Origin of the sequence: Xylanibacter rarus (genome assembly GCF_001275135.1) — a bacterium.
GTDB classification, from domain to species: Bacteria; Bacteroidota; Bacteroidia; order Bacteroidales; family Bacteroidaceae; genus Prevotella; species Prevotella rara.
Genome location: NZ_LFQU01000002.1, coordinates 183,430 through 206,590 on the forward strand (window position 1 = coordinate 183,430; position 23,161 = coordinate 206,590).

Below are 23,161 nucleotides of genomic sequence, written 5' to 3' on the forward strand. Positions count from 1 at the left end.
CAACCGACCTGAAACATTATTCTGCCGTTCCGCCATTATCTGTGCCGTCGTCTTCCCAATCATCTATGTCGACGTTTATTCCGTTGCTTGTCTTGCTCAGCGTCACGGTGAATTTGTGGCGCTTGCCGCTCTCAAATGTGAATGCCTTCTGCAGGTTGTAGTCGCGGCCGTCAACGGTTACAGTCACCAGGTTGCCCTGTGCCACTGTCTGCGGCACTATTATGGCCTTGTAGCTTCCGTTTTCTTTCAGCGGTGTTATGCTTGTGGCTGTTCCCGTGGGCGTAACGGCTTTTGTTGCAAGGTCTACCGTGGCCTGTGTCTTTATGCCGTTTATCTTCACGCTTACTGATGCTGCGGCCAGGCTCTCGTCGGTAAATCCGTTGCCTGCCGCCAGATTTATCAGCATCTGGCTCATCACGTGCGATGCAGTTATGCCAACGGCAGCCTCTGTGGGTGCCACGTCTTTTGTAATTCCCACAAGCAGGTCGGATGCCTTATAGTCGCTTGTGTTGCTCTGGTTGGCCATCGTGCTGAACGGCATTGCGTTTACCGATGTCAGCGACGGTGTGTAGGGGTAGTAGAGATAGAAGTCGGCGTGTGTGGTCTCATCTTTCCAGTATATCTGTTCGTCAGGAGTCCATGTTCCGCTGTATGTAAACCTCATGTTGTCAACATGGTTGCCGACCGGCTGCAGCGTTCCCGGTGTTCCGTCGGCATTATGGTTCACTACGAACAGACCTATCCTGTCGCCGGCCTCAAATCCGTAATCTGTGGCTCTCGTGCCGTCTACGCTCTCCATCGTAGTGCTTATCTTTATAGGCACGGCGTGGGGCGACGGCGGATCGATTTCGCCTTCATCTCCGTTGTTTTCACTTGATGAACATGCGCAGAATGCAAGTGCGGCAGTCATCCATATAAGTATATTTTTCTTAATCATACCCAACAGTCTTTATAAGGTTTATCGTTTGTGAGTGCAAAGATACGCCAAAAGCAAACGCAAAACAAGTTCACAATGGTTCACAAACTTAAAAAAGTGAATATTTAATATGTATGAGCGTCAAAAACGGATGTTTTATGGACATTTTACCATAAAATAAGACAGAAATTCATGTTTTTTATGTGCACGCATAAACAGCAGCTGATACCGATGCGTTTTCTGTCTTCAGCGAAAATTGTGTATATCCGCATAACAATAGATAATATTAGGAGGCGGCTCGGAAAGACAAACTCAAAAAAAGTGGTTTTTGTTTTGCAATGCACTCGCCTTTCACTATATTTAATAATATAGGAGACGGCTCGGAAAGACAAACTCAAAAAAACGTGGTTTTTGTTTTACATTGCACTCGCCTTTCACTATATTTACATAATATAGGAGGCGGCTCGGCAAGGCAAACTCAAAAAAAGTGTTTTTTTGTTTTGCATTGCACTCGCCTTTCACTATATTTGCATAATGAACGGGCGGACTTCCGCCGTATAAGTCAACCATACATAGAAAGGAAAGACGCAAAAATGAAATACCCAATAGGAATACAGAGCTTCGACCGGATTATAGAAGACGGCTACGTTTATGTAGACAAGACGGACATGATTTACGACCTCACGCATGAGGGCGGAATCTACTTTCTGAGCCGTCCGCGCCGCTTCGGAAAGAGTCTGCTTGTGTCTACGCTGAAGAACTACTACCTTGGCCGCAAGGATCTTTTCAAGGGTCTTGCCATCGACGGCATGGAGAAGGAGTGGAACGTTTATCCTGTGTTCCATGTTGACTTCAACGGCGGAAACTTCACAAATGCGGGCGAACTTGAACTGAAACTCAACTTCTGTCTGTCGGAATGGGAGCATCTTTATGACATGCCTGTACGCCAGAACGAGCTGGGCTACGGCGACCGCTTTGTTGAAATTTTGCGTACTGCTCATGCCAAGACTGGCCGCCGCGCTGTGGTGTTGATAGACGAGTATGACAAGCCGATACTCGACGTGCTCGACATGAGCCGCGAGCTTGAAGACCGCCACCGCAACGTTCTCAAAGCCTTCTACTCTGTGTTTAAGGGAGCCGACGCCCATCTGCAGTTTGTCCTGCTAACGGGCGTAACCAAGTTCTCGCAGGTCAGCGTGTTCAGCGGTTTCAACCAGCCCAAGGACATCAGCATGGACGCACGCTACGAGACGCTCTGCGGCATAACGCAGGATGAACTTGAGCGGTATTTTGCCGAGCCTGTTGAACTTATGGCCAAAGACTATAAATGCAGCACCGACGAGATGAAGCAGCGGCTCAGACGCCAGTATGACGGATATCACTTCAGCGACAGAATGACAGGCGTCTACAATCCATTCAGTCTGCTCAACGCCATGGACAGCCGCAGAATGTATGACTACTGGTTCCGCTCGGGCACTCCTACCTATCTTATCCGCCTGCTTGCACACTTCAACGAGAACATGAACGAGCTTACGGGCAAATATTACGCCATGGAGGAGTTCATAGACTATAAGGCCGACGTGGAGCGCCCGCTGCCCATGATATATCAGAGCGGCTACCTCACGATAAAGGACTACAACATGCGCCACAACACATTCCTTCTCGACTTCCCCAACGACGAGGTAAAGAAGGGCTTTCTCACGATGATTGCTTCTTCGTATCTTCAGCCGCGCGAGCGTCTCAACGGATGGATATTCGATGTGATTGACGCCATGGAGGCCGGCGAGGCTGACAGTCTGCGCACGCTGTTCACCTCCTTCCTGTCGAGCATCCCCTACACCATGCGCCGCAAGGACAACGAGGCGGAGCGCGAACGCTACTTCCAGTACACATTCTATCTCATCATGCGGCTTATCAGCGTCTACACAGTTTACACAGAGAAGGTGCAGAGCCAGGGGCGTGTTGACTGCGTGGTGGAAACTCCGCAGTATGTCTATATCTTTGAGTTCAAGCTCGACGGCACGGCAGACGAGGCTCTCAGTCAGATAGAAGACAAGGGCTATGCCCGCGAATACGAATCAGACAGCCGCCGTGTGTTCAAGATCGGCGCCAGCTTCTCGTCGGAGACGGGAACTATATCCGACTGGAAAGTGCAGGATTGAGCTTTCGCCTTACAGCAGATATGGCCGTAGGTTACGGCGACATAATAATAATTTTTGTTTTACATAGTTCACATTCCGGTTCGGGCTTCGTGTCCGGGCCGGATATTTTTTATCCATGACCAGCCATTTTACACCCGGCTGTGTTGCCGTTTTATATCGGGCTTATGGCCGTCTGATTTACATTAAGCGAGAATCCCGGCTGAATAATAAAGCCCTGTATGGGTTAAAAAAACTGCATGCCGGCTGTTTATGATTAGCCAATATTTTTGTAACTTTGCAGCCACCGAAAACCATTCGGATTCTTGAACACTAACAAAAACATATCTTATGGGAGGATTCTTCGGAACAATCTCGAAGTCGAATTGTGTTACAGACCTGTTCTACGGTACTGACTATAATTCGCATTTGGGAACAAAGCGTGGCGGACTTGCCACTTATAATGCGGAGGAGAAACAGTTTATGCGCTCAATCCACAACCTTGAGAGCACATACTTCCGCACTAAGTTTGAAGACGAGCTCGGCAAGTTTTCAGGTAACTCAGGCATAGGCATCATCAGCGACACTGACGCCCAGCCTATCATCATCAACTCACACTTAGGACGCTTTGCCATCGTAACCGTGGGCAAGGTGAACAACATCAGCGAACTTGAGCAGGACCTGCTGGCCAGGAACATGCATCTGGCGGAGCTGAGTTCGGGCAAGACCAACCAGACCGAGCTCATAGCGCTGCTGATAATCATGGGCAAGAACTTTGTTGAGGGCATCGAGAATGTGTTCAACAAGATAAAAGGCTCGTGCTCGCTGCTGCTACTCACCGAGGACGGAATCATAGCGGCGCGCGACAAGTGGGGCCGCACGCCTATCGTGATAGGCCGCAAGGAAGGCGCGTTTGCAGCCACGAGCGAGTCGAGCAGCTTTCCTAACCTCGACTATGAAATCGACCGTTATCTTGGTCCGGGCGAGATTGTGCGCCTCAGGGCCGACGGCGTAGAGCAGATGCGCAAGGCCGAGAAGCAGATGCAGATATGCTCGTTCCTGTGGGTTTACTACGGATTCCCCACGTCATGCTACGAAGGCCGCAACGTTGAGGAGGTGCGCTTCGAGATGGGAAAGAAGATGGGACAGCAGGACAAGTCGGAGGTAGACTGCGCCTGCGGAATACCCGACTCGGGCGTGGGCATGGCTCTCGGATATGCCGAAGGCAAGGGTGTGCCCTACCACCGCGCCATATCTAAATATACGCCTACATGGCCGCGAAGCTTCACTCCAAGCCGTCAGGAGCTGCGCAACCTCGTGGCAAAGATGAAGCTGATACCCAACCGCGCCATGCTCAAGGACAAGCGTCTGCTGTTCTGCGACGACTCTATCGTGCGCGGCACGCAGCTGCGCGACAACGTTAAGGTGCTGTTCGACTACGGCGTGCGCGAGGCTCACGTGCGCATAGCCTGTCCGCCGCTCATCTACGGCTGTCCGTTCATCGGCTTCACGTCGTCGAAGAGCGACCTCGAACTGATAACGCGCCGCATAATAAAGGAGCTTGAGGGCGACGAGAACAAGAATCTTGAGAAATATGCCACCACAGGCTCGCCCGAATATGAGCGCATGGTGGAGATAATACGCGAGCGCCTGGGCCTCACTTCGCTCAAGTTTAACACGCTCGAAAACCTCGTCGACGCCATCGGTCTGCCCAAGTGCAAGCTCTGCACTCACTGCTTCGACGGCACCGGCTGCTTCTGACGTATTATATATAAGGCGGAGTCTGTAATTTCGGATTATAAAGGATGCATATATTCCCGTCATCCGTTCGGGCCGCTTTTCTGACTTTACCGGTGTCTTTTTGTCAAGTCCTGTCGGGCGTACAGTCAGCTATACTCTACCGTCGGATTACAAAAGTACACTTGCTAAAATGCAAAAAGCGCATCGGCCGAATTGACAGAATCCAGCCGTAAGCAATATTGAAGGTGAAGACCGGGCACTGATGCTTTGGCCGTTCACCTTCTTTTTTTATTCCGCAGCAGCCGCAGTAACCTTTCAGCCTGCCTGCATAACGGCATACGGCGTGCATACTAGCAAGTCGATACGATATTATTAAAAACATTTCAACAGTTCATACCATGATCATCAGACAGACATTAGTAGTGCTGACAGCCCTTCTGTCGGCATCGGCATGCGCCCTGGCGCAGACATTCAGCGTAGGAAACCTTACTTACTCGGTAACCGACAAGACTGCCGGCGAGGTTGACGTCAGCTCGTGCGAGAGCTACGAGAGCGAGATAGACGTGCCCGCCACGGTAAGCCACGGCGGCATCAGCTATAAGGTAACAGGCATAGGCATAACGGCATTCAGCGTCAAGAGCAGCCTCAGGCGCATAGGCCTGCCCGAGGGCATACGGCATATCGGAGAAGAGGCCTTTGCCTATTGCAGCCAGCTTACGTCGATGTCGCTGCCTGCCAGCGTGGAGAGCATAGGCAGCAAGGCGTTCAGCGGATGCCTTATGCTATCGCGCGTGAGCATGGGTAGCGGCGTCAGGAGCATAGGCAGCGGCGCGTTCATGGACTGCAGGTCGCTTCTGTCGGCTGCCGTTCCGGCCGGTGTGCGCATCATAGAGGCAGCCACGTTCGGCGGATGCAGCTCGCTCAGGGAGGTTAGCCTGCCCGAAGGTCTTGCCATAATAGACGACCTTGCCTTCAGAGAGTGCGGCTCACTCAGCTCGATATCCCTGCCCGGCTCACTGACTTACATCGGCGACGAGGCCTTTGCCTCATGCGGCAGCCTTGCCCGGATATCGCTTCCTGCCCGGCTCATGAGCATAGGCGACAAGGCGTTCAGCGGCTGCGTATCGCTCAGTTCGATAGTGTTGCCCGACAGTCTGATAAGCATTGGCGACGGAGCCTTTGAGAAGTGCCGCAGCATAAGCAGCATAACCATGCCCTCAGGCACCACCAGCATAGGCAGCGAGGCGTTCAAATATTGTATGAATCTTGGCAACGTGGTCATAGGCGAAGGCGTTACGTCCATAGGCGACAGGGCGTTCAGGGTGTGCACGTCGCTGCGCCAGATAACGGTAGGTGCAACGGAGCCGCCCGCAGTGGGTGCCGACGCCTTCTTCGGCGTGTCGCGCCGTACAGCGGTGCTTGTGCCCTCAGCCTCGCTCAATGCCTACCGCCAGGCTGCCGTGTGGCGCGAGTTCAACATCCGGCCCATGTAGCCGTGTGGCTGTCCTGTCATGCTTCTTGGCGCAGGGCGGAGGTTCATGCGTGCCGTGGCGCAGGCATCCGCAAGACCCTTGTTGCAAGTATCTGACTGACAGGCGTTTGCGCGTGCGATGCAAAAGACCGCAAATCAGCATGCAAAAGGTATGCTTTTAGGCTGCAAAAGGCCACCAGTCGCAGGGCAAAAGGCATGCTTTTAGAAAATAGCTTCAGGCGGCAAGCCGATGACTTAATATAATAAGGCGGCCGGAGGCGTCAGCATGCCTGCACGGCTAAACCTTACACCGGCCTGATGACCGGTATAGATTTTACAGCAGATCACGCCCCGAAAAATCTTCACCGGCGTGCCAAAGCGGAGCGTGTGTAGAGGTGTGGAACGGCGTTTCCACACTTTTTTGTGGAAAAATTCCACACCTCTTCCACACTTTTCCACACATTACACAATTCCCCAAAATATCATAACCGCCTGATAATCACTGATATAGCTGTTTCTGGCATAGTTTGGCACGGCTGTTGCAATATGAATAAGCGAGAACATTGAAAATAAAATTATTAACAATAAAAAAGAAAGCATTATGAAAAAGTTAGTTTTCGCTGCAGTAGCAGCTCTCGCATTGGTTTCAGTTAGCAACGTATTTGCAGGTCAGAACGAAAATAAAGTACAGAACACAGTAGTATCAGACACAACAGTAACAACTCCCGCTCCTGCAGACACAGTAGCTACAGCTGAATAAAAAGTTCGGTTAAGACAAGAATAATAGGTTAATTCATTTTTTCGGAGATAAGGCGTTTTATCTCAAAAGCGAGCCCCGGAAGCTGTAACAGCCAGCTGACGGGGTTTGCCTTGTTTATATGCATCATGCCCGAAGGTGATACTAAAAAAGGCATAAAACTTACAAAAAGTGAACATTTTGCGGTTATTTTTGCCAAAATAATGCACCGTTGACATATTTTTACTTTATCTTTGCAAAAATGGGACATTGTTCCCGGCACGCCCGGTTGGCATGCAATACGACGCGCAGGCAGCGCTGAAGTCTGCGCTTGGACTAATACTTGAAACGGATGAAGACAGGCGTACAGTTTAAGATAGCGGCGGGATACACGCTTGCAATATTGGTGCTCGCCCTGGCGGTGTGGCTGGTCTACGGCAACACCAGGGCCTTCATGCAGATAGACAAGGCCGAGCGCGAGTTTATGGAGCGGCGCGACGTGGTTGACAGTCTTATCTACTGCTTTCTCGAAACCGACAACTGCGAGAGGTCATTGTGCCTCGGCAACACCGACGAGCTCGACAATTTCGACGCATCGCTCCGCAAGACCATGGCTCTGGCCGACTCGCTGAAGGCCATGGTCAGCGACAGTTCGCAATGTCTGAAGATCGACTCGCTGCGCAACATGCTCCTGCTGAAGCGCGAAAACACGCTGATGATTGTCGACGAGATGGCCAGAAACAACCCTGACAAGTTTTTCCGCGAGAAGGTAAGCAAGCTGCAGGAGGGGCAAGACTCGGTTGTGATACATCCAAAATCAGTAGAAGTGCAGGAGAACAAGGAGGTGGTCTACGACATCGTGAAGAGCAAGAAGGGCTTCTTTGCACGCCTTGCCGACGCCTTCCGCAAGCAGCATGCCGACACCATACAGGTGAGCAACCGCAGCCGCAAGGCCGTAACCGACTCTGCACGCCACAGCATCAACATAGCCGACACCGTGGCCGGAGTGCTCAAGGAGATTAAGCGCGAGGAGCTGAAGGCGCGCAGGGCACGCCAGGAGCAGCTCGACGAGAAGCGGCAGACGCAGCAGCTGGTGGGCGTGCAGCTGGCCCGGCGCATAGAGCAGCTGCTCGAAGACATACGCGACGAGGAGCACCGCGCGCTGCAGGCAGCTATAGACACCGACCTGTCGGGGCGCCGCAGCGTCATGCTCAAGATAATATCGCTTGCCCTGGTGGCCGTCATGTCGGCGGTGGTGCTGCTGCTCTACGTCAGGCGCGACATGCGCAGGGCACGCATCTACAGCGAGAACCTCGAGCGGGCAAAGGCCGAGACGGAGCGTATAATGGCGCAGCGCGAGCGTCTGCTGCTCACCATCACGCACGACATAAAGGCTCCGGCAGCCTCGATATCGGGCTTCATAGAGCTGCTCGGCGAATATGTCAGAGACGGAAAGGCGGCATCCTACCTGAGCAACATCAAGAATTCTGCCACACATCTGCTCCATCTGGTCAGCGCACTGCTCGACTATCACCGCCTTGAGAGCGGCAAGGTGGAGACGCGCAGCGTAAGCTTCAGTCCGCGACAGCTCGTCGACAGCTGTGCCGAAGGCATACGTCCGCAGGCCAAGGCCAAGGGTCTTGTCGTCGAGAGCGACACCTCCGGATGCGGCTCACGCCTGTGTCTGGGCGACGCCTTCCGCATAAAGCAGATACTCGACAACATTATAAGCAACGCCCTTAAATACACCGACCATGGCAGCATAGCCATATCGGCGCGCATGCAGGGCAGCCGCCTGCAGGTGGATGTGGCCGACACGGGACGCGGAATGACGCCCGAGGAGGCGCGCCGCATATTCAACGCCTTCACGCGTCTGCCCGGAGCGCAGGGCACCGAGGGCGTGGGCCTGGGCCTGTCGATAGCCCGCGAGCTGGCCACTCTGCTCGGAGGGCGCATCACGCTCGAGTCGGCCAAGGGCAAGGGCACAACGTTCCATGTGTCGCTGCCGCTTGAGTTCAACGGCAACGGCATGCAGGGCGACGAGACTGCGGCAACCGAAAGCAGGCCGGCAGGCGCCGGCAGAAAGCCCGGACACAGACCTGAGGGCATGACGGCCGACAGGATCAGCATACTGATTGTTGACGACGACCGCCTGCAGCTGCAGCTTCTGCGCGAGATGCTCACGGGCATTTCGGGCGGTAGATGGCACATAACGGCATGCAGCCATGCCGACGAGGCACTGAGGCAGCTTGCCGACCTGCGTCCGCACGTGTTCTTCATAGACATAGAGATGCCCGAGATGAGCGGCACGGAGATGGCTGCCCGCATATCCGGACGCTACGACACGCTGCTCATAGCCATGACGGCTCACGAGCCGAGCATAGAGCCAAGACTGCTGGAGGCTGGCTTCGACGCGTGCCTTTTCAAGCCGTTCAACACCGGCCGCCTGTGTGCCACGCTCCAGGCTGCCACAGGCATTGAGCTTGATGTCGGCAAGACGGTTGCCGGGAAGGCTGATGCTGACGGCTGCGGGGGCACCGATAAAGACGGCAACGGCGATGAATGCCGCACAGACAAAGCACCTGACGCCACGGGAGACGACGACGGCGGCAGGACCGGAGGACACGACTTCGGGGCAGTAACCGAGTTTGCCGCAGGCGACAATGAGGCGTGCCGCGAGATTCTTTCGAGCTTCATGACCGAGATAGACGGCCACATGGCCATGCTCGACAAGGCCAAGGCAGGGCCCGACCGCACCGCCATAAGCCGCGTGGCACACAAGGCGCTGCCCATGCTGACCATGATAGGGGCGCGCTCTGTCGACGAGTTGAAGGCCCTGTCGCCCGAACACATAGGCAGCGTGACCGACGCCGACATGGCGGAAATGTGCGAAAAGATAGCCGGCGAGATGCGCCAGATAAGGCATGAGCTCGACGAAGAGATAAAGGCTCTTGGCTAACCGCCGGCCGCGGCGTATGCAACGGCTGTTATTGCGCACGCCGACAGAACATACTACGGCACGCAGGCTCCGCGCCTGATGTGCGTGCCATCCTCTTTATTGCTGCTATTAAGACAAGCCTTATATTAATGAACCTTAACCTGTTATTACCATGAAAGGATTACGACTGATTTTATTTTTGGCCGCAATGATGGCTGTTGTGCCTATGGCGGCTGCCGACAAGCTCAGTGAACTGAGGCAGAAGGCCGACGCGCTGCATGCCGGCGGAAAGAACGACTCGGCACTTATAGTGGCGCGCGAGGCTCTCGACGTGGCACAGAAAAGCCGCAACACCACGGCAATAGTGGGCATTAACTCGTCGATGGGCGTGTATCTGCGCACCATGGGCAAGACCGACGAGGCGCTCAGACACTATAACGAGGCCATGAAACTCTGCACCACTGCCGAATTTAAGGCCAAGGCCGACGAGGACGCACGCCAGGAGGCGGCTGCCCTCTACCTAAACCTCGCCACGCTGCACATAGACATGCAGCACAAGAAGGAGGCCATGTATTACGCCGGACTGTCGGTAGACTGGACGCAGAAGTGTGCCGACAAGGCCTTCAAGGCGCAGATGCTGTCGCAGAACGGACTGATGTTCCTCATGGCGGGCGACAACAACAAGGCTGCCGACATGCTGACACGGAGCTACGGCTACGCCATGGAGCTGGGACAGACCGACGCTGCCATGAGCGCGGCGGCATATATGGTGGCCACGGCCGACAGACTGGGCGACAGGCGCGGGGCCGACATGTGGCGCGGACGGTGCCGCACGCTGGAGCCCAAGGTGGAATCTACGATGACGCTCGTGGCATATTATCAGATATTGTGCAGCATTGAACTTAATCACGAAAACTGGCGCGGGGCGCTGCCGCTGTTCAAGAAGATTCTGACAATCAAGGGCATAGAGCAGATGCCCTTCGTGGTGTACGACTGCTACAACAACATGCACGAGGCCTACGCACGCCTGGGACAGTGGGAGCAGGCCTACGGAGCCATGACCAAGGCCGTAGCCCTGAAGGACAGCTTGTTTGAGAGCCAGAAGGCCGAGAGCATGCGCGAGCTTACCGTGAAATATCAGGCCAAGGAGAAGGAACTCGAGCTGGCGCAGAAGAAGGCCGAGCTGGCCGAGACGCGCATGTATGTCAGCACGGGACTGCTCGTTGTGGCGGTGCTGGCTGCCATGGCCGTGGTCTACATCATGAGGCAGAGGCGCAGGGCGCGCATGCAGGCCGAGGAGTTTCGCAGGCTGCAGGCCGACACTGACCGCAGGCTCATGCAGAAGTATGTGGACGGACTGGAGAACGAGCGCGAAAGGCTGGCGCGCGAGCTTCACGACGGCGTGTGCAACAGCCTGTACACCGTGCAGCTGAAGATTGCCGCGGGCAACGGCGACGCCGCAGGACAGGCCGCCATGCTCGACGACTGCCGCGAACAGGTGAGGCGCATATCGCACGAGATGATGCCGCCGGAGTTCAGCTATGCCGACATAAGCATGGTGCTCGACGACTATCTGTGTCAGGCGGCAGGCGCAGGGCAGTGTGAGATAACGTATGAGGCCGTGCCCGAGGATGCCGACTGGAGCCGCGTGGCCGACGCTACGGCGCTCGAGATATACCGCATAGCGCAGGAGGCCGTGGCCAACGCCATGAAGCACTCGGGCGCAACTCGCATAGACGTGGGCATGAGGCTTGAAGGCAACAGCCTCAGTCTGACCATAAGCGACAACGGACAGCCACAGCAGCACGCATCGGCAGGCATCGGACGGCGCACCATGAGGCAGCGAGCGGCGGCCATCAACGGACAGATAACCACGGAGAGCGAGGGCGGCACCACCACCGTCAGACTAACCATAAGCAGTCTGCCCGAAAAGAAGACAAGGCCGTAAGACATAAAATTTCTTAAAAAACCACGGATTTCCGTTATTGCAAATATGAATGTATGGTATAATTTTGCCCCGATGAACGAGGCACAAAAATATTTGCTGCAGGACCTGTCGGTTGCAATAGTCGACGACCACGCGCTGATTCTTGAGGGATTCAAGAGTCTGATGCAGGGCTGCAACGCCAAAAACGTCGAGACGTTTGGCTGTGCGGCCGACCTGATTGACGCCATGGGCCGCCACAGCTTCGACATATACATAATAGACATAGGCCTGCCCGACATCGACGGCTTTGAGCTCATCGACAAGATACGCTCGCGCCACGCCGGGGCAAGGATAATAGTCAACACCATACATGAGGAGATATGGCTGCTAAGGCGCATGCTCGACAAGGACGTCAACGCCATACTGTTCAAGTCGACCGACTTCATGCAGATGGTCAGCGCCATAGCGGCCGTGATGTGCGGCGAGCAGTATTTCTGCCCGGGAGTGAAGCGCAAGATATCGAGATACACGCAGCGCATAGAGCATCCGTCGGAGAGAGAGACCGACATACTGAGGGCGATAGCCGGAGGATACACCTCGAAGGAGATAGCCAACATGCTCTTCATATCTGAAAACACGGTTGAAGCCCACCGCAAGCGGCTCTTCGTGAAGCTGGGCGCACGCAACATTGCCGACCTGATAGTGAAGGCCATCGACCGCGGATACATCAACGCCTCGGAGATAGTGAAGGGCAACAAGAACGACAAGAACACCTGACGCCGGCACCGCTGTTGGCAGCCGACGTAATGTTTTGATATCCAGTATGTTATGAAACACGGCTTTTTGCACTGCAAAAGGCCGTGTTTTGCGTTGTAAAAGGCCACCTTTCAGCCCCTGAAAGGGCACATATTGGGCGGCACGACCGTGTCCGGTAATATATCTTTACATTTCAGCGGCATCTTCCAGCGGCATGTACATGGCTGCCTGCGGCTGCCCCTATACGCAGGCACGGGCACGCGGCATTGCGCCTTCACGGTTATCTCATTTCTCGCCCTACGCCATCAGGCGGCTTAGGCCTATGTCAAGATTTTTGCCCGTGGCGCAAAAATGAGGGTGCGGCGGCTTTGCGTTTTAATGCGGTTGCATTAACTTTGCATGCGTTTTTCAGGATAAATAATCAAAGCTAAGCAAATGAAGAAAAGTCTGGTGGCTCTGGCCTTCGGCACACTTGCCTTGGGCATAGCCGAGTTTGTCATGATGGGCATCCTGCCCGATGTGTCGCGTTATTTCGATGTCAGCATCCCCACTGCCGGCCACTGCATATCGGCCTACGCCCTGGGCGTGTGCTGCGGCGCCCCTCTGCTGGTGGCGTTCCACAAGTATCCGCTAAAGCGCCTGCTGCTGTTTCTTGCCGGCCTCATCCTCTTCGGGGCTGCTCTCTCGGCCATGGCGCAGAGCTTCGTCATGCTTGTCGTGGCACGTTTCATCTCAGGTCTGCCCCACGGCGCCTATTTCGGCGTGGCGTCCATCGTGGCAGTAAAGCTGGCCGACGAGGCGCACAAGACGAGTGCCGTGTCGATAATGGTGGCGGGCATGACCGTGGCCAACCTCTTCGGCGTGCCTCTTGCCACGGCTCTCAGCTCGCACATATCGTGGCGCTTCCCGTTCATGCTTCTCATCTTCATCAGCATCATCGTGATATACTATGTGTGGAAGTGGATTCCGGCGTCGGTGGGCGCCCTGCCCGACGAGGGCTTCCGTCATCAGTTTGCCTTCCTTCGCCACGGCGCGCCCTGGCTCATCCTTGCCGCCACGATGCTGGGCAACGGCGGCATATTCTGCTGGTACAGCTACGTCAGTCCGCTGCTCACGTCGGTGGGAGGCTTTCCTCATGAGGCACTGTCGGCACTGATGATAGCCGCGGGATTCGGCATGGTGGCGGGCAACCTTATCAGCGGCCGCCTGTGCGACCGTCATCGCCCGGGACACGTGGCCGCCGTCACACAGACCATAACCATAGCCACGCTGCTGCTGATATTCCTTTTGGCCGGCTACGGCTGGATATCGGCCGCACTGATGGTGGTGTGCACGGGCTGCCTGTTTGCCCTGAGCAGTCCGCAGCAGTTTCTTATACTTAAGCATGCGCCGGGCGGCGAGCTGCTTGGCGGCGCTGCCATACAGGTGGCGTTCAATCTGGGCAACGCCATCGGAGCCTTCTGCGGCGGCCTGCCCATGGAGCACGGGGCCACTCCGCGCTGGTCGGCGCTCGTGGGCGTGCCCTTCGTCGTCATGGGACTCGTGGCTTTTATCTGTTTCTGCCGCAAATATGAGCGCCGAAGCGCTGCCGTTGACTGAAAATTGTTAACTTTGCATCTGTGAACAACATTCAGTCATCATCCGTTCAGGCCCTGCGCCAGCAACGCCTGCTGTTGGAGATAGAGTACAACAGCGAGAAGGAGGCCTTTCGCCGTCAGACCGAGACCACGGGACTGGCGCGCAAGGTGAAACGTGGCGACGCGTGGCATCCGCTGCGCTTCGTGCGCAGCTACTACAATTCGCTCAACCAGCTTTCTGTCGAGGTTGTGCGCACTGCCGACACCGACATTGAGCACAACTTCGAGTTCGGACGCCCCGTGTGCTTCTTCCGCATGAGCGAGGCGACAGAAGGCAAGTCGATAAGATACTTTAATTTCACCGGCACGGTGAGCTATGCCGACGGCGACCGCCTTGTGGTCACCGTGCCCGACAACGCACCGGTGGCAGAGCTGCAGGCCACCGAAGGACTGGGCGTGCAGCTGTTTTTCGACGAGACGAGCTACCGGCTTATGTTCGAGGCTCTAGACCGTGTGATAGGCGCACGCGACAACCGCCTTGCCTATCTGCGCGACCTGTTCTATTCGGGCGTGCCGGCTGCCGAACTGAGCTTTGCCCCGATAAGCTTTCCGTGGCTCAACAGGGCGCAGCAGGAGGCCGTCAACAAGGTGCTGCGCGCCAAGGACGTGGCCATTGTGCACGGACCTCCGGGTACGGGAAAGACCACCACTCTCGTTGAAGCCATATACGAGACGCTGCGGCGCGAGAGCCAGGTGCTGGTGTGCGCACAGAGCAACATGGCGGTAGACTGGATTAGCGAGCGGCTCGTAGACCGCGGAATAAGCGTGCTACGCATAGGCAACCCGACGAAGGTGAACGACAAGATGCTGTCGTTTACCTACGAACGCCGCTTCGAGGCTCATCCCGACTATCCGCAGCTGTGGAGCATACGCCAGGCCATACGCAAGCTGCGGCAGGAGCGCAAGCGCCGCGACAACGGCTGGCACCAGAAGATGGACCGCCTGAAAAGCCGTGCCGTGGAACTCGAACTGAGGATAAACTCGCAGCTCTTCGGCGAGGCCAAGGTCATCGCCTCAACGCTTACGGGCAGCGCGAGCCACTTGTTGTCAGGGCAGAAGTTCGGCACGCTGTTCATCGACGAGGCGGCACAGGCGCTCGAAGCCGCATGCTGGATAGCCATACGCAGGGCATCGCGCGTGGTGCTGGCGGGCGACCACTGTCAGCTTCCGCCCACGGTGAAGAGCATTGCGGCGCTGAAGGGCGGACTGGGCACAACGCTCATGGAGCGCATCGTGGCGCGCAAGCCGTCGGTGGTTACGCTGCTGACGGTGCAATACCGCATGAACGAACAGATAATGCGCTTCTCGAGCAACTGGTTTTATGACGGACGCGTGGAGTCGGCGCCCGAGGTTAAGTACCGCGGCATACTCGACTACGACAACCCGATAACATGGATAGACACGTCGGAGAGCGGCGCTAAGGAGGAGTTTGTGGGCGAGAGCTTCGGCAGGATAAACAAGACTGAGGCCGAACTGACGCTCGAAGCCCTTAAAAACTACTTCACCAAGATAGGCCGTCAGCGCATAGCCGACGAGCATATCGACGTGGGCGTAATATCGCCCTACCGCGCCCAGGTGCAGCTGCTGCGCCGCATGGTGCGCAAGGCGGAGTTCTTCAAGCCCTACCGCGGCTGCATAACGGTGAACACCGTGGACGGATTTCAGGGGCAGGAGCGCGACATCATCGTAATATCGCTCGTGCGCTCGAACGACGACGGGCAGATAGGCTTCCTGTCAGACCTGCGACGGATGAACGTGGCAATAACCCGGGCACGCATGAAACTGATAATAGTTGGCAGCGTGCAGACCATGACTCGCCACGCCTTCTACAAGGAGCTGTACGGCTACGTGCAGGAGTCTGCCGGCATTTAGGCAGCATAAAGACATCAGAAAAAGCAGACATCGAAACATAACAAACAAAGGAAGACATGCTTCAGAGAGACTACATTTCGCGACTTATACGTGAGTTTATGGCGGCGCTTCAGCGCTATCTCGAGAAGAACGAGGCAGGAGCGCGCCGCAAGACGGCCGAAGACCTGTTCCGCCAGTACTTCGGCTCGTATGAGTTTTATCACACGGCAACGCATGACGAGATAATGTCATCGTTCGAAAAGTATCCCGAGGAGGAGCGCATAAGCCGCATGGAGATGCTTGCCGAGCTGTATTATGCCGAGGCCGACGACCGTCCCGAGCCGTTCAGGACGCAGCAGCTCGACATGGCCCTCAGCCTGTTCAGGTTTATCGACGCCCACAGCCGCACCTTCTCCATCGACCGACAGAACAAGATAGGCGCGATAACAAAGATGATATACAGCGGCGGAAAATAAAAAAGGCACGCTTACTTGCGTGCCGAAAGTGTTACTGTTACGTTGCCCCTGCCGAGCAGTTCTTTAAGCTCTGCCTTACTCATGCCGTCTATCTTGCCCAGACGCGTGAAGTTCCACGTGTTGGTGTCGTAGTAGATAACGAAATTGTTGCCCTGATACAGTATCAGGTCGCCAGCCTCCGTGGTTATGTTCTCGTTGTTCTGCGGCAGCGTGTGGCCCAGGCTGCCCACCTTCTCAAAGTTGCCGTAGTCGCTCATGTCTATCACGATGTCGCCCTCTTTCAGCAGGTCTATCAGCGCTCTTGCCGAGCTGTTGTCTGCCATTGTGGCCGTGAGGGTGCGGCCGTTCACCTTTATGTTCATCTTACTGTAATTTATGTTGTTGTCTTCATCTGTTACGGTTTCCATCGACTTGATCCATTGTTCCACCTCACTGCGCTGAGTGCCTGCGCCAAACCTGCGCCCTGCGGTCCATGTGGCTCCGGGCGCGAGCGCCTGCAGCAGGGTTGCGCTTGAGCCTATGCCGCTCGAGCCTGACGTGCAGAAGGGTATTACGGTCTTGCCGCTGAGGTTGCAGCTCTCAACGAAGGTGTAGACAACGCGCGGCGCCTGCCCCCACCATATGGGGTAGCCAAGGTATATCGTGCGGCACTTGCTCAGGTCGGGCACGCTGCCCTTAATCTCCGGGCGTGCGTCGGGGTCGTTCTGCTCGAGCGACGAGCGCGACTGCGGGTTGCTGTAGTCGAGGTCTTCGGCGGTGTAAGGCTCTGCCGCCTCAATGCGCCATGTGCCTGCGCCGGTTATGTCGGCTATGTGGCGCGCCACGCCTTCGGTGGTGCCGGTCTGCGAGAAATACACCACCATTACATCATCCGCCTGTCCGCCAGGCGTTGCCGGTGTGGTGCCGGCGGCGTCGCTGCCGTTGTCCTTGGCGCACGAGATATGCGATACGGCAAGGCAACACGCAACGACATAATAAAGAAACTTTTTCATACTTACATAGTTTTTTGGTTCAACAACTGCTCTTGCTGTCTCTTCAGGCCAATGCCCCTGCATGGCGTAACTCGATTAAGAGCGCTGCGGAGCATGCCTTTTTCTGACGCTACAAAATTATTATATTCCTGCATGCGGCATGGTATATTATTTACAGATAAATGTACCCAAAAAACGGAAAACGCCGTCTTCACAGTCTTTTGCCATGTTCTGCCCCCATGCCAGCCTGCCACGGCGGCACTGAAAGGGCGCATCTGGCAGTGCGTAAGACTGACAGACGTGGAACATCATGTGGACATCAGAAACAAGACTCTTAGCATGAAAAAGCGGCAACGGAGACGGCCGGAAATGCTGCCAAGCGGCACCGACACACGACGGCGGCAGGCATCACCGCGCAAAAGGCGGCAAACGGCGATGCGAAAGCTATCCTTTCGGGCGCCAATATGCCACATATTGCAGCGCAAAAGGACAGCTTTTGCAAAATGGTCAAACTGCCGTGGAAAAACAGCTGAAATAAGTGCGCCCGCCTGCGGCATAAATCTCCGCAGGCGGGCGCATTGTCATCATGATGCAGCCTGACGCTTTAACCGCCATAAGGCGCTATAATTCGGTCTGCATTTTGCTTTATATTTAGCTGAATTTCGTCTTGTTATCAGCATGAATGGCAGACTATGTCAAGAAGGAACGGACGAAAGAAGGGGAACAGAAAACTGAAAGACGGCTGAACACAGGAATACACATAAAGGATAAAACCGTATGGGGCATAATTGCCTACATGGGTTTACGTCCGCCATTAGTCAGTGCCTCTTCTTCCTGCCGCGCGCCATCTCTGCCCTGATGCGGCTGAGCGACTGGGGCGTTATGAACAGATACGAGGCGATGTATTTCAGCGGCACGTGCTGCAGCAGTTCGGCCTTCTCGTCCAGCAGAGTCTCATATCGCTCGCGTGCCCTCGGCGCACCGCTGCTGAGCAGCCACCGCTCTATCTCGAAAATCTCCTTCTCATAGAGCCTGCGGCCTATGCGCGCAGCCTCAACCGACGACATGAAGAAGTCTTCGGCGTCGCTGCGGCTTATGCCATAGACAACGCCGTCGCTCATGGCCTCGAGCGCTATCATCGACGGCATGTTGCCCACAAAGCACCACGACGAGAAGAGCATGTCGCCCTTTGACGCAAACCACAGGGTTATGTCGTTGCCGTCGGAATTGACATACGACGCGCGCCATATCCCGTCCACTATAATATATATGTCAGTGTTGCGCCCTCCCCTGCGCACAAGCGTGTCGCCCTTCAGTATCTCCATGCGTGTCATGTGCGCCTTGAGAGCCTCAACGTCGCTCATGCTGAGTCCGCTGCGCCGGCACAGACACTCCTCAAAAGTTTCCATAATCACACGTATTAAAATCGTTCGGCATACCTTTTGCCCGAATATCCCACAGCCAACGGCCTGCACCGGGCATTCAGCCGTCGTGCGTGCAGCCGCCCGTTGCGCCGGCACCGCTGTCTGACAGCACGTCAGCACACCTGCACCTGCATTCATCCCGGACAAGTCGGTACGGACAGCGACAGGCCGCGGCAGCCGCCGCCATAAGGCCATAGACAGCCGCAAAGGTAGCAAATCATTTCCGATTTCTCAAATACATCACAAAGATTAATACGCACGTAAGCAGCTCTGCCACGGGCACGGCGAGCCATATGCCGCTCACCCCGCACAGCTTGGGCATCAGCCAGAAGCACAGCAGCATGAGCACATAGCCGCGCATGGCCGTGATGAACATGGCGGCAGCGTCGCGCTCAACGCTCTGACAATAGCCTATGGCCACGATGTTGACGGCAAACGGCACGAAGCCCAGCGCAAACAGGGGCATGCCGCCCACGGCTATCGTGTTGGCAGGAAAGCCTGCCGGAATGAACAGCGACACTATGTCCGGCGCGAAGAAATACATTATCAGCAGAAACATCACGCCGCTGCCAAGGGCCGTAAACAGAGCCATGCGCAAGGCAGAGCTTACCCTCCGGGTGAGCCGCGCGCCGTAGTTGTAGCTCAGAATGGGCTGAGCCGACTGCGCTATGGCGTTATACACCATGAAGATTATCGGGAACACATAGCACGCTATGCTGTAAGCCGCCACGCCGTCCTCGCCGAGATAGGCTATGAACACATAGTTGCCGGCAAACATCATGGTGGCGATGGCCGCCTCGCAGAGCAGCGACGGGAAGCCCAGACGGCACATATAGCCCACGTTGCGGCGCGTCATTCGCAGACTGCGCAGATGGGTCTTAACGCGGCATAACTTTATGGTGCGCCCCATCATCAGCATATACCACAGCACCATGCCGGCACCGGCTATATAGCCAAGACTGGTGGCCACGGCTGCGCCTATCACGCCCCAGTGGAACACAAAGATAAAAAGATAGTCGAGAACGATGTTGAGCAGCGCCGGCACCACGTTGCACATCATGGCGTAGCGCGGCGAGGCGTCGAGCCTTATGTAGAACATTCCGGCGCTGAGCATGGCGCTGAACACAAAGAACGGCACGGCACCGTAGATATACTCGACGGCAGGCGCGAGCAGACGCTCAGAGCTGCCAAGCAGGCAGGCCACGCCGGGCGCACGCCACACGATGAGCGCACTGAACGCCGCCACCAGCATGCTGAGGGCTATCACGGCCTGAGTGACGTTTATGCGCGCCGTCTTCGGCTTGCCGTGTGACAGATGGATAGACGCCACCACCGACGCGCCCACGCCGAACATAAGTCCGATGCCGGTATTTATAAGAAACAGCGGCGCAACGATATTCACCGCCGCCAGAGCATCGCTGCCAAGGCCGCGGCCAACGAATATGCCGTCGGTAATAACGAAAAGGGCCGACGACACCATGCCGAGCAACGTGGGCATGAGCAGCTTGCTGAAAAGGCTTGACACCTTTGTTGTTCCGAAATCTATACTGTCCTTCATCATACTTTACGGTTGTTAGTTGTTGATATCGGGGCGCAAAAGTAAGTGTTTAAAAACGAAAGGCAGTTAACAATTGGTAATTTCTGCGGCTGACGGGGGATTTAATGACTGAAAAAGCATGTTTTTCACACGAAAAACATTGCAGCAACGGCTGCCGGAAGGATAAACAGGGGCATAATAAATGCTGCTTGTGATGCCCGGAAATCATTGTGCCGACAGACGGAGACGCAGGCTGCGGGGCATAACAAACAGCATAATTTATGCAGAACAATATATTTATAAAGTTAAAAATGCGGCACCATCAGGCGCATATCATGCCATGAGAATAACGAAGCGAGGCCATACTGCGCTGCCAACGGCAAGCTGTGCGGCAGCAAAACCCGGCCTTGCCGCACTGTCATGGCGTAGCGCTACACTGAACGAGAGCAGGCAAGGCATCACTCGGCCATGCGCTCCTCGTTGAGAGCCTCCCTTATATAGTCGTTGTCGAAGGTGAACACGTGGTTGAGAATGCCGAACGACACGGCTCTCGACTTGCCCTCTATGTTGATTGTACCTATGGAGAAGAGATAATAGTTGTCTACATCCAGAAACTGGCTTACGGCCATGTTGACCACGCCCGAGGCAAATATGTTGCTGAACATGCCCCAGAAGCCCGATGCACCGCTGCTCTGACTTATGGCCGCGCTTATCTCGCCTGCCACGGCTTCGCAGTGCTGTTCGCGCGTAGGGCAGGTTACGGTGAGCGCAAAGGCTATGACAACGGCCACCACTATGCCTGCCACGCGGCCGCCGATGTGCCTGCGGCGAGGCTCATATATTATCTCTTCGGCAGCATCGGCCCTGCCCGACGTGCCGCTGCCTCCGCCCTGCCCGGCCGAATATGCCGCGCTGCCGGATGCGTCTGTGCGGTCGTCACGCCCGTCGTCAGCCTGCCCTGAAGCGCTCTCAGCACGTGCCGACGGCTCAAACGGCAGGGGCGGAGGCACGGGGCCGGGCTGCGCCTTGCCCTCCATGGCGTCCTTAAGCTCCCTCACCTGCCAGGCCGGAGTCCACTGCTCCATGCCCTCGGCCCACACAAGAGTCTCCGAAGAGAGGCCGCGCTCCATAAGTTCGCTTACGGAGAAAGGCCCCTGCTGCCGGTTGTCTGCATAAATAAAATATCTCATCAGTTACCCTCCGTCTTGTTCTTTCCGTATTTCTTGCTCCACTGCTCATACTTCTTAAACACCTTAAGAGCCTCAGAGTTGTACCAGCTGTAGCCTGTGCGGCGCTCGTGGCCTATCTCGCTGACGTCGAACTTCATCACGCCGTCGCGGTCGCAGAAGAATGGGCGGTTGTCCTCGAGCGTATAGAAGCGTGCCCACAGAGGCTTCGACACCTCGCCCTCGGCACACTTCACCAGGCGCCAGTCTTTCTTGCCGTCGCTGTTCTTGAAGTTCTCTATCTTGTATCCGTCTATCTCGTTCTGGCGGAACCACTCCACGGCTGCCTCAATGCAGTTGACCACCTCGGGCGCGGGCTTTGACAGCGACATGAGGAAGAGCACGATGTCGTCAGACTCCTGTCCGCTGAGCGACGCCAGCTCGAAGGCGCGTGCGTTGGCAGGCAGCAGGGTCTTCTCGTCGTGCTGCGCACACCACACCGTGGGCTTGCCGTTCTGCACATACTGCGTCTTCAGTATGCAGCTGATGCCCTTGTCGAGAGCCGTCTTGGCCTTCATCTTCACGCTGTCGGGGAAGAAGGCGAATGGAGCCTTGCCCAGACTTGCGTCGCGCATGATCTTCATCACGTTGATCATGGCGTCGTCGTTATATGTGATGTGCGTGTGATACTTCTTGTTGTAGGGATAAAACTGCGGCCAGCCGCCGTTGTCATACTGTGCCTCAAAGAGATACTGCATGCCCCTGAGCACGGCGTCCTTATACTTCTCTGTGCCCGTGGCGTTATACAGCTTCGACAGGTAGATTATCTCGGTAGAGGTGGCGCGGTTGTCTATCGTGCTGTACTTGGCAATGCTCTTGTCGGCCTCTGCCTTTTTCTTGTCGGCGTCGGTCATGTTCCTGGCCATGTCGATGTTCTTCGGCCATCCGCCCGTGTTCTGCTGATACAGCAGCACGTTGTCGCCTATGCGCACTGCCTCGGCCGTAGTGAAGAACTCAGGCTCGAGATGTGCAGCCCACGACGTCCACGTCTTATAGGTTTTCTGCTTGTTGTCTTTCTTGTCTGTTTTAGTCTGACTTGTTTTCTTTGTCTGGCCCTCAGCCGGCGTTACGGCGGTAAGCGCGAATGTAGCGGCAAGAGCCATCACGATGAATCCTTTTTTCATAATTTAGGTATAAATGTAACGTTTGTTGTTTGTAAATAGTTAGTCGTTGCCTCATGTTTGTCAGCAAACCTGACGGCATTCATTTTATTTAGATGCATGCAGACTGAAAAGGTTTAGTCATTACTTTGCATTTTAACCCAAATTAGCCGTCTGCCCCGTGTTCATCCGCCTGTCTGGCGTTGCGTGCGGCATGCCTTATCAATCCTGACGGTCATCATACAGCACACAGCTTTATCTATTTTGCGCATTCATGCTTTCAGCCCGAAAGCATAACAGCCTATTGGGGGTTAAGG

General features: G+C 55.5%; 16 protein-coding genes. 10 read left to right on the forward strand and 6 right to left on the reverse strand.

Going from position 1 to position 23,161, the window contains the following annotated elements:
* Positions 1 to 16 precede the first annotated feature (16 nt).
* Positions 17 to 937, reverse strand: coding sequence for a fimbrillin family protein (locus tag ACU52_RS02480; protein WP_021855869.1), 921 nt, complete (start codon positions 935 to 937; stop codon positions 17 to 19).
* A 572-nt stretch (positions 938 to 1,509) separates the two neighbouring features.
* Between ACU52_RS02480 and ACU52_RS02485 the strand changes: the two genes are divergently transcribed.
* From ACU52_RS02485 to ACU52_RS02530, 10 genes are all read left to right on the forward strand, one after another.
* Complete coding sequence (locus ACU52_RS02485) at positions 1,510 to 3,078, forward strand: ATP-binding protein (protein WP_053397631.1); 1,569 nt, start codon at positions 1,510 to 1,512, stop codon at positions 3,076 to 3,078.
* A 327-nt stretch (positions 3,079 to 3,405) separates the two neighbouring features.
* Complete coding sequence (locus ACU52_RS02490) at positions 3,406 to 4,815, forward strand: amidophosphoribosyltransferase (protein WP_021855866.1); 1,410 nt, start codon at positions 3,406 to 3,408, stop codon at positions 4,813 to 4,815.
* 377 nt (positions 4,816 to 5,192) lie between these two features.
* Positions 5,193 to 6,287, forward strand: a complete 1,095-nt coding sequence (locus tag ACU52_RS02495) for a leucine-rich repeat domain-containing protein (RefSeq protein WP_053397632.1) — start codon at positions 5,193 to 5,195, stop codon at positions 6,285 to 6,287.
* A 579-nt stretch (positions 6,288 to 6,866) separates the two neighbouring features.
* Positions 6,867 to 7,025 (forward strand): hypothetical protein, encoded by a 159-nt coding sequence (locus ACU52_RS14945; RefSeq protein ID WP_021855864.1) that lies wholly within the window; start codon positions 6,867 to 6,869, stop codon positions 7,023 to 7,025.
* Between the two features lie 328 nt (positions 7,026 to 7,353).
* A complete protein-coding gene (locus ACU52_RS02505; protein WP_053397634.1) occupies positions 7,354 to 9,960 on the forward strand; it encodes a hybrid sensor histidine kinase/response regulator in 2,607 nt (868 codons plus the stop codon).
* Between the two features lie 151 nt (positions 9,961 to 10,111).
* Complete coding sequence (locus ACU52_RS02510; protein WP_082335130.1) at positions 10,112 to 11,887, forward strand: sensor histidine kinase; 1,776 nt, start codon at positions 10,112 to 10,114, stop codon at positions 11,885 to 11,887.
* 72 nt (positions 11,888 to 11,959) lie between these two features.
* Positions 11,960 to 12,643 carry a response regulator gene (locus tag ACU52_RS02515; RefSeq protein ID WP_053397636.1) on the forward strand — a complete coding sequence of 228 codons (684 nt, stop codon included), beginning with the start codon at positions 11,960 to 11,962 and terminating at the stop codon, positions 12,641 to 12,643.
* A gap of 414 nt (positions 12,644 to 13,057) precedes the next feature.
* A complete protein-coding gene (locus ACU52_RS02520; RefSeq protein WP_021855859.1) occupies positions 13,058 to 14,221 on the forward strand; it encodes an MFS transporter in 1,164 nt (387 codons plus the stop codon).
* Between the two features lie 20 nt (positions 14,222 to 14,241).
* Positions 14,242 to 16,131 (forward strand): AAA domain-containing protein, encoded by a 1,890-nt coding sequence (locus ACU52_RS02525; RefSeq protein WP_239684854.1) that lies wholly within the window; start codon positions 14,242 to 14,244, stop codon positions 16,129 to 16,131.
* A gap of 56 nt (positions 16,132 to 16,187) precedes the next feature.
* A complete protein-coding gene (locus ACU52_RS02530; RefSeq protein ID WP_021855857.1) occupies positions 16,188 to 16,586 on the forward strand; it encodes a hypothetical protein in 399 nt (132 codons plus the stop codon).
* 11 nt (positions 16,587 to 16,597) lie between these two features.
* On the opposite strand, the gene ACU52_RS15465 is transcribed toward ACU52_RS02530, so the two are convergent.
* The 5 genes from ACU52_RS15465 to pelA all read right to left on the reverse strand — a co-directional run bounded on the left by ACU52_RS15465 (position 16,598) and on the right by pelA (position 22,868).
* Positions 16,598 to 17,578, reverse strand: a complete 981-nt coding sequence (locus tag ACU52_RS15465; RefSeq protein WP_053397637.1) for a flavodoxin — start codon at positions 17,576 to 17,578, stop codon at positions 16,598 to 16,600.
* A 797-nt stretch (positions 17,579 to 18,375) separates the two neighbouring features.
* On the reverse strand, positions 18,376 to 18,966 hold the full coding sequence (locus ACU52_RS02545) for a Crp/Fnr family transcriptional regulator (protein WP_053397639.1): 591 nt from the start codon (positions 18,964 to 18,966) through the stop codon (positions 18,376 to 18,378).
* A 232-nt stretch (positions 18,967 to 19,198) separates the two neighbouring features.
* Positions 19,199 to 20,539 (reverse strand): MATE family efflux transporter, encoded by a 1,341-nt coding sequence (locus ACU52_RS02550; RefSeq protein ID WP_053397672.1) that lies wholly within the window; start codon positions 20,537 to 20,539, stop codon positions 19,199 to 19,201.
* A 437-nt stretch (positions 20,540 to 20,976) separates the two neighbouring features.
* Positions 20,977 to 21,708 carry a GYF domain-containing protein gene (locus ACU52_RS02555; protein WP_053397640.1) on the reverse strand — a complete coding sequence of 244 codons (732 nt, stop codon included), beginning with the start codon at positions 21,706 to 21,708 and terminating at the stop codon, positions 20,977 to 20,979.
* Positions 21,708 to 22,868 carry a pectate lyase gene (pelA, locus tag ACU52_RS02560; RefSeq protein ID WP_053397641.1) on the reverse strand — a complete coding sequence of 387 codons (1,161 nt, stop codon included), beginning with the start codon at positions 22,866 to 22,868 and terminating at the stop codon, positions 21,708 to 21,710. The genes ACU52_RS02555 and pelA overlap by 1 nt, the downstream gene beginning before the upstream one ends.
* Positions 22,869 to 23,161 lie beyond the last annotated feature (293 nt).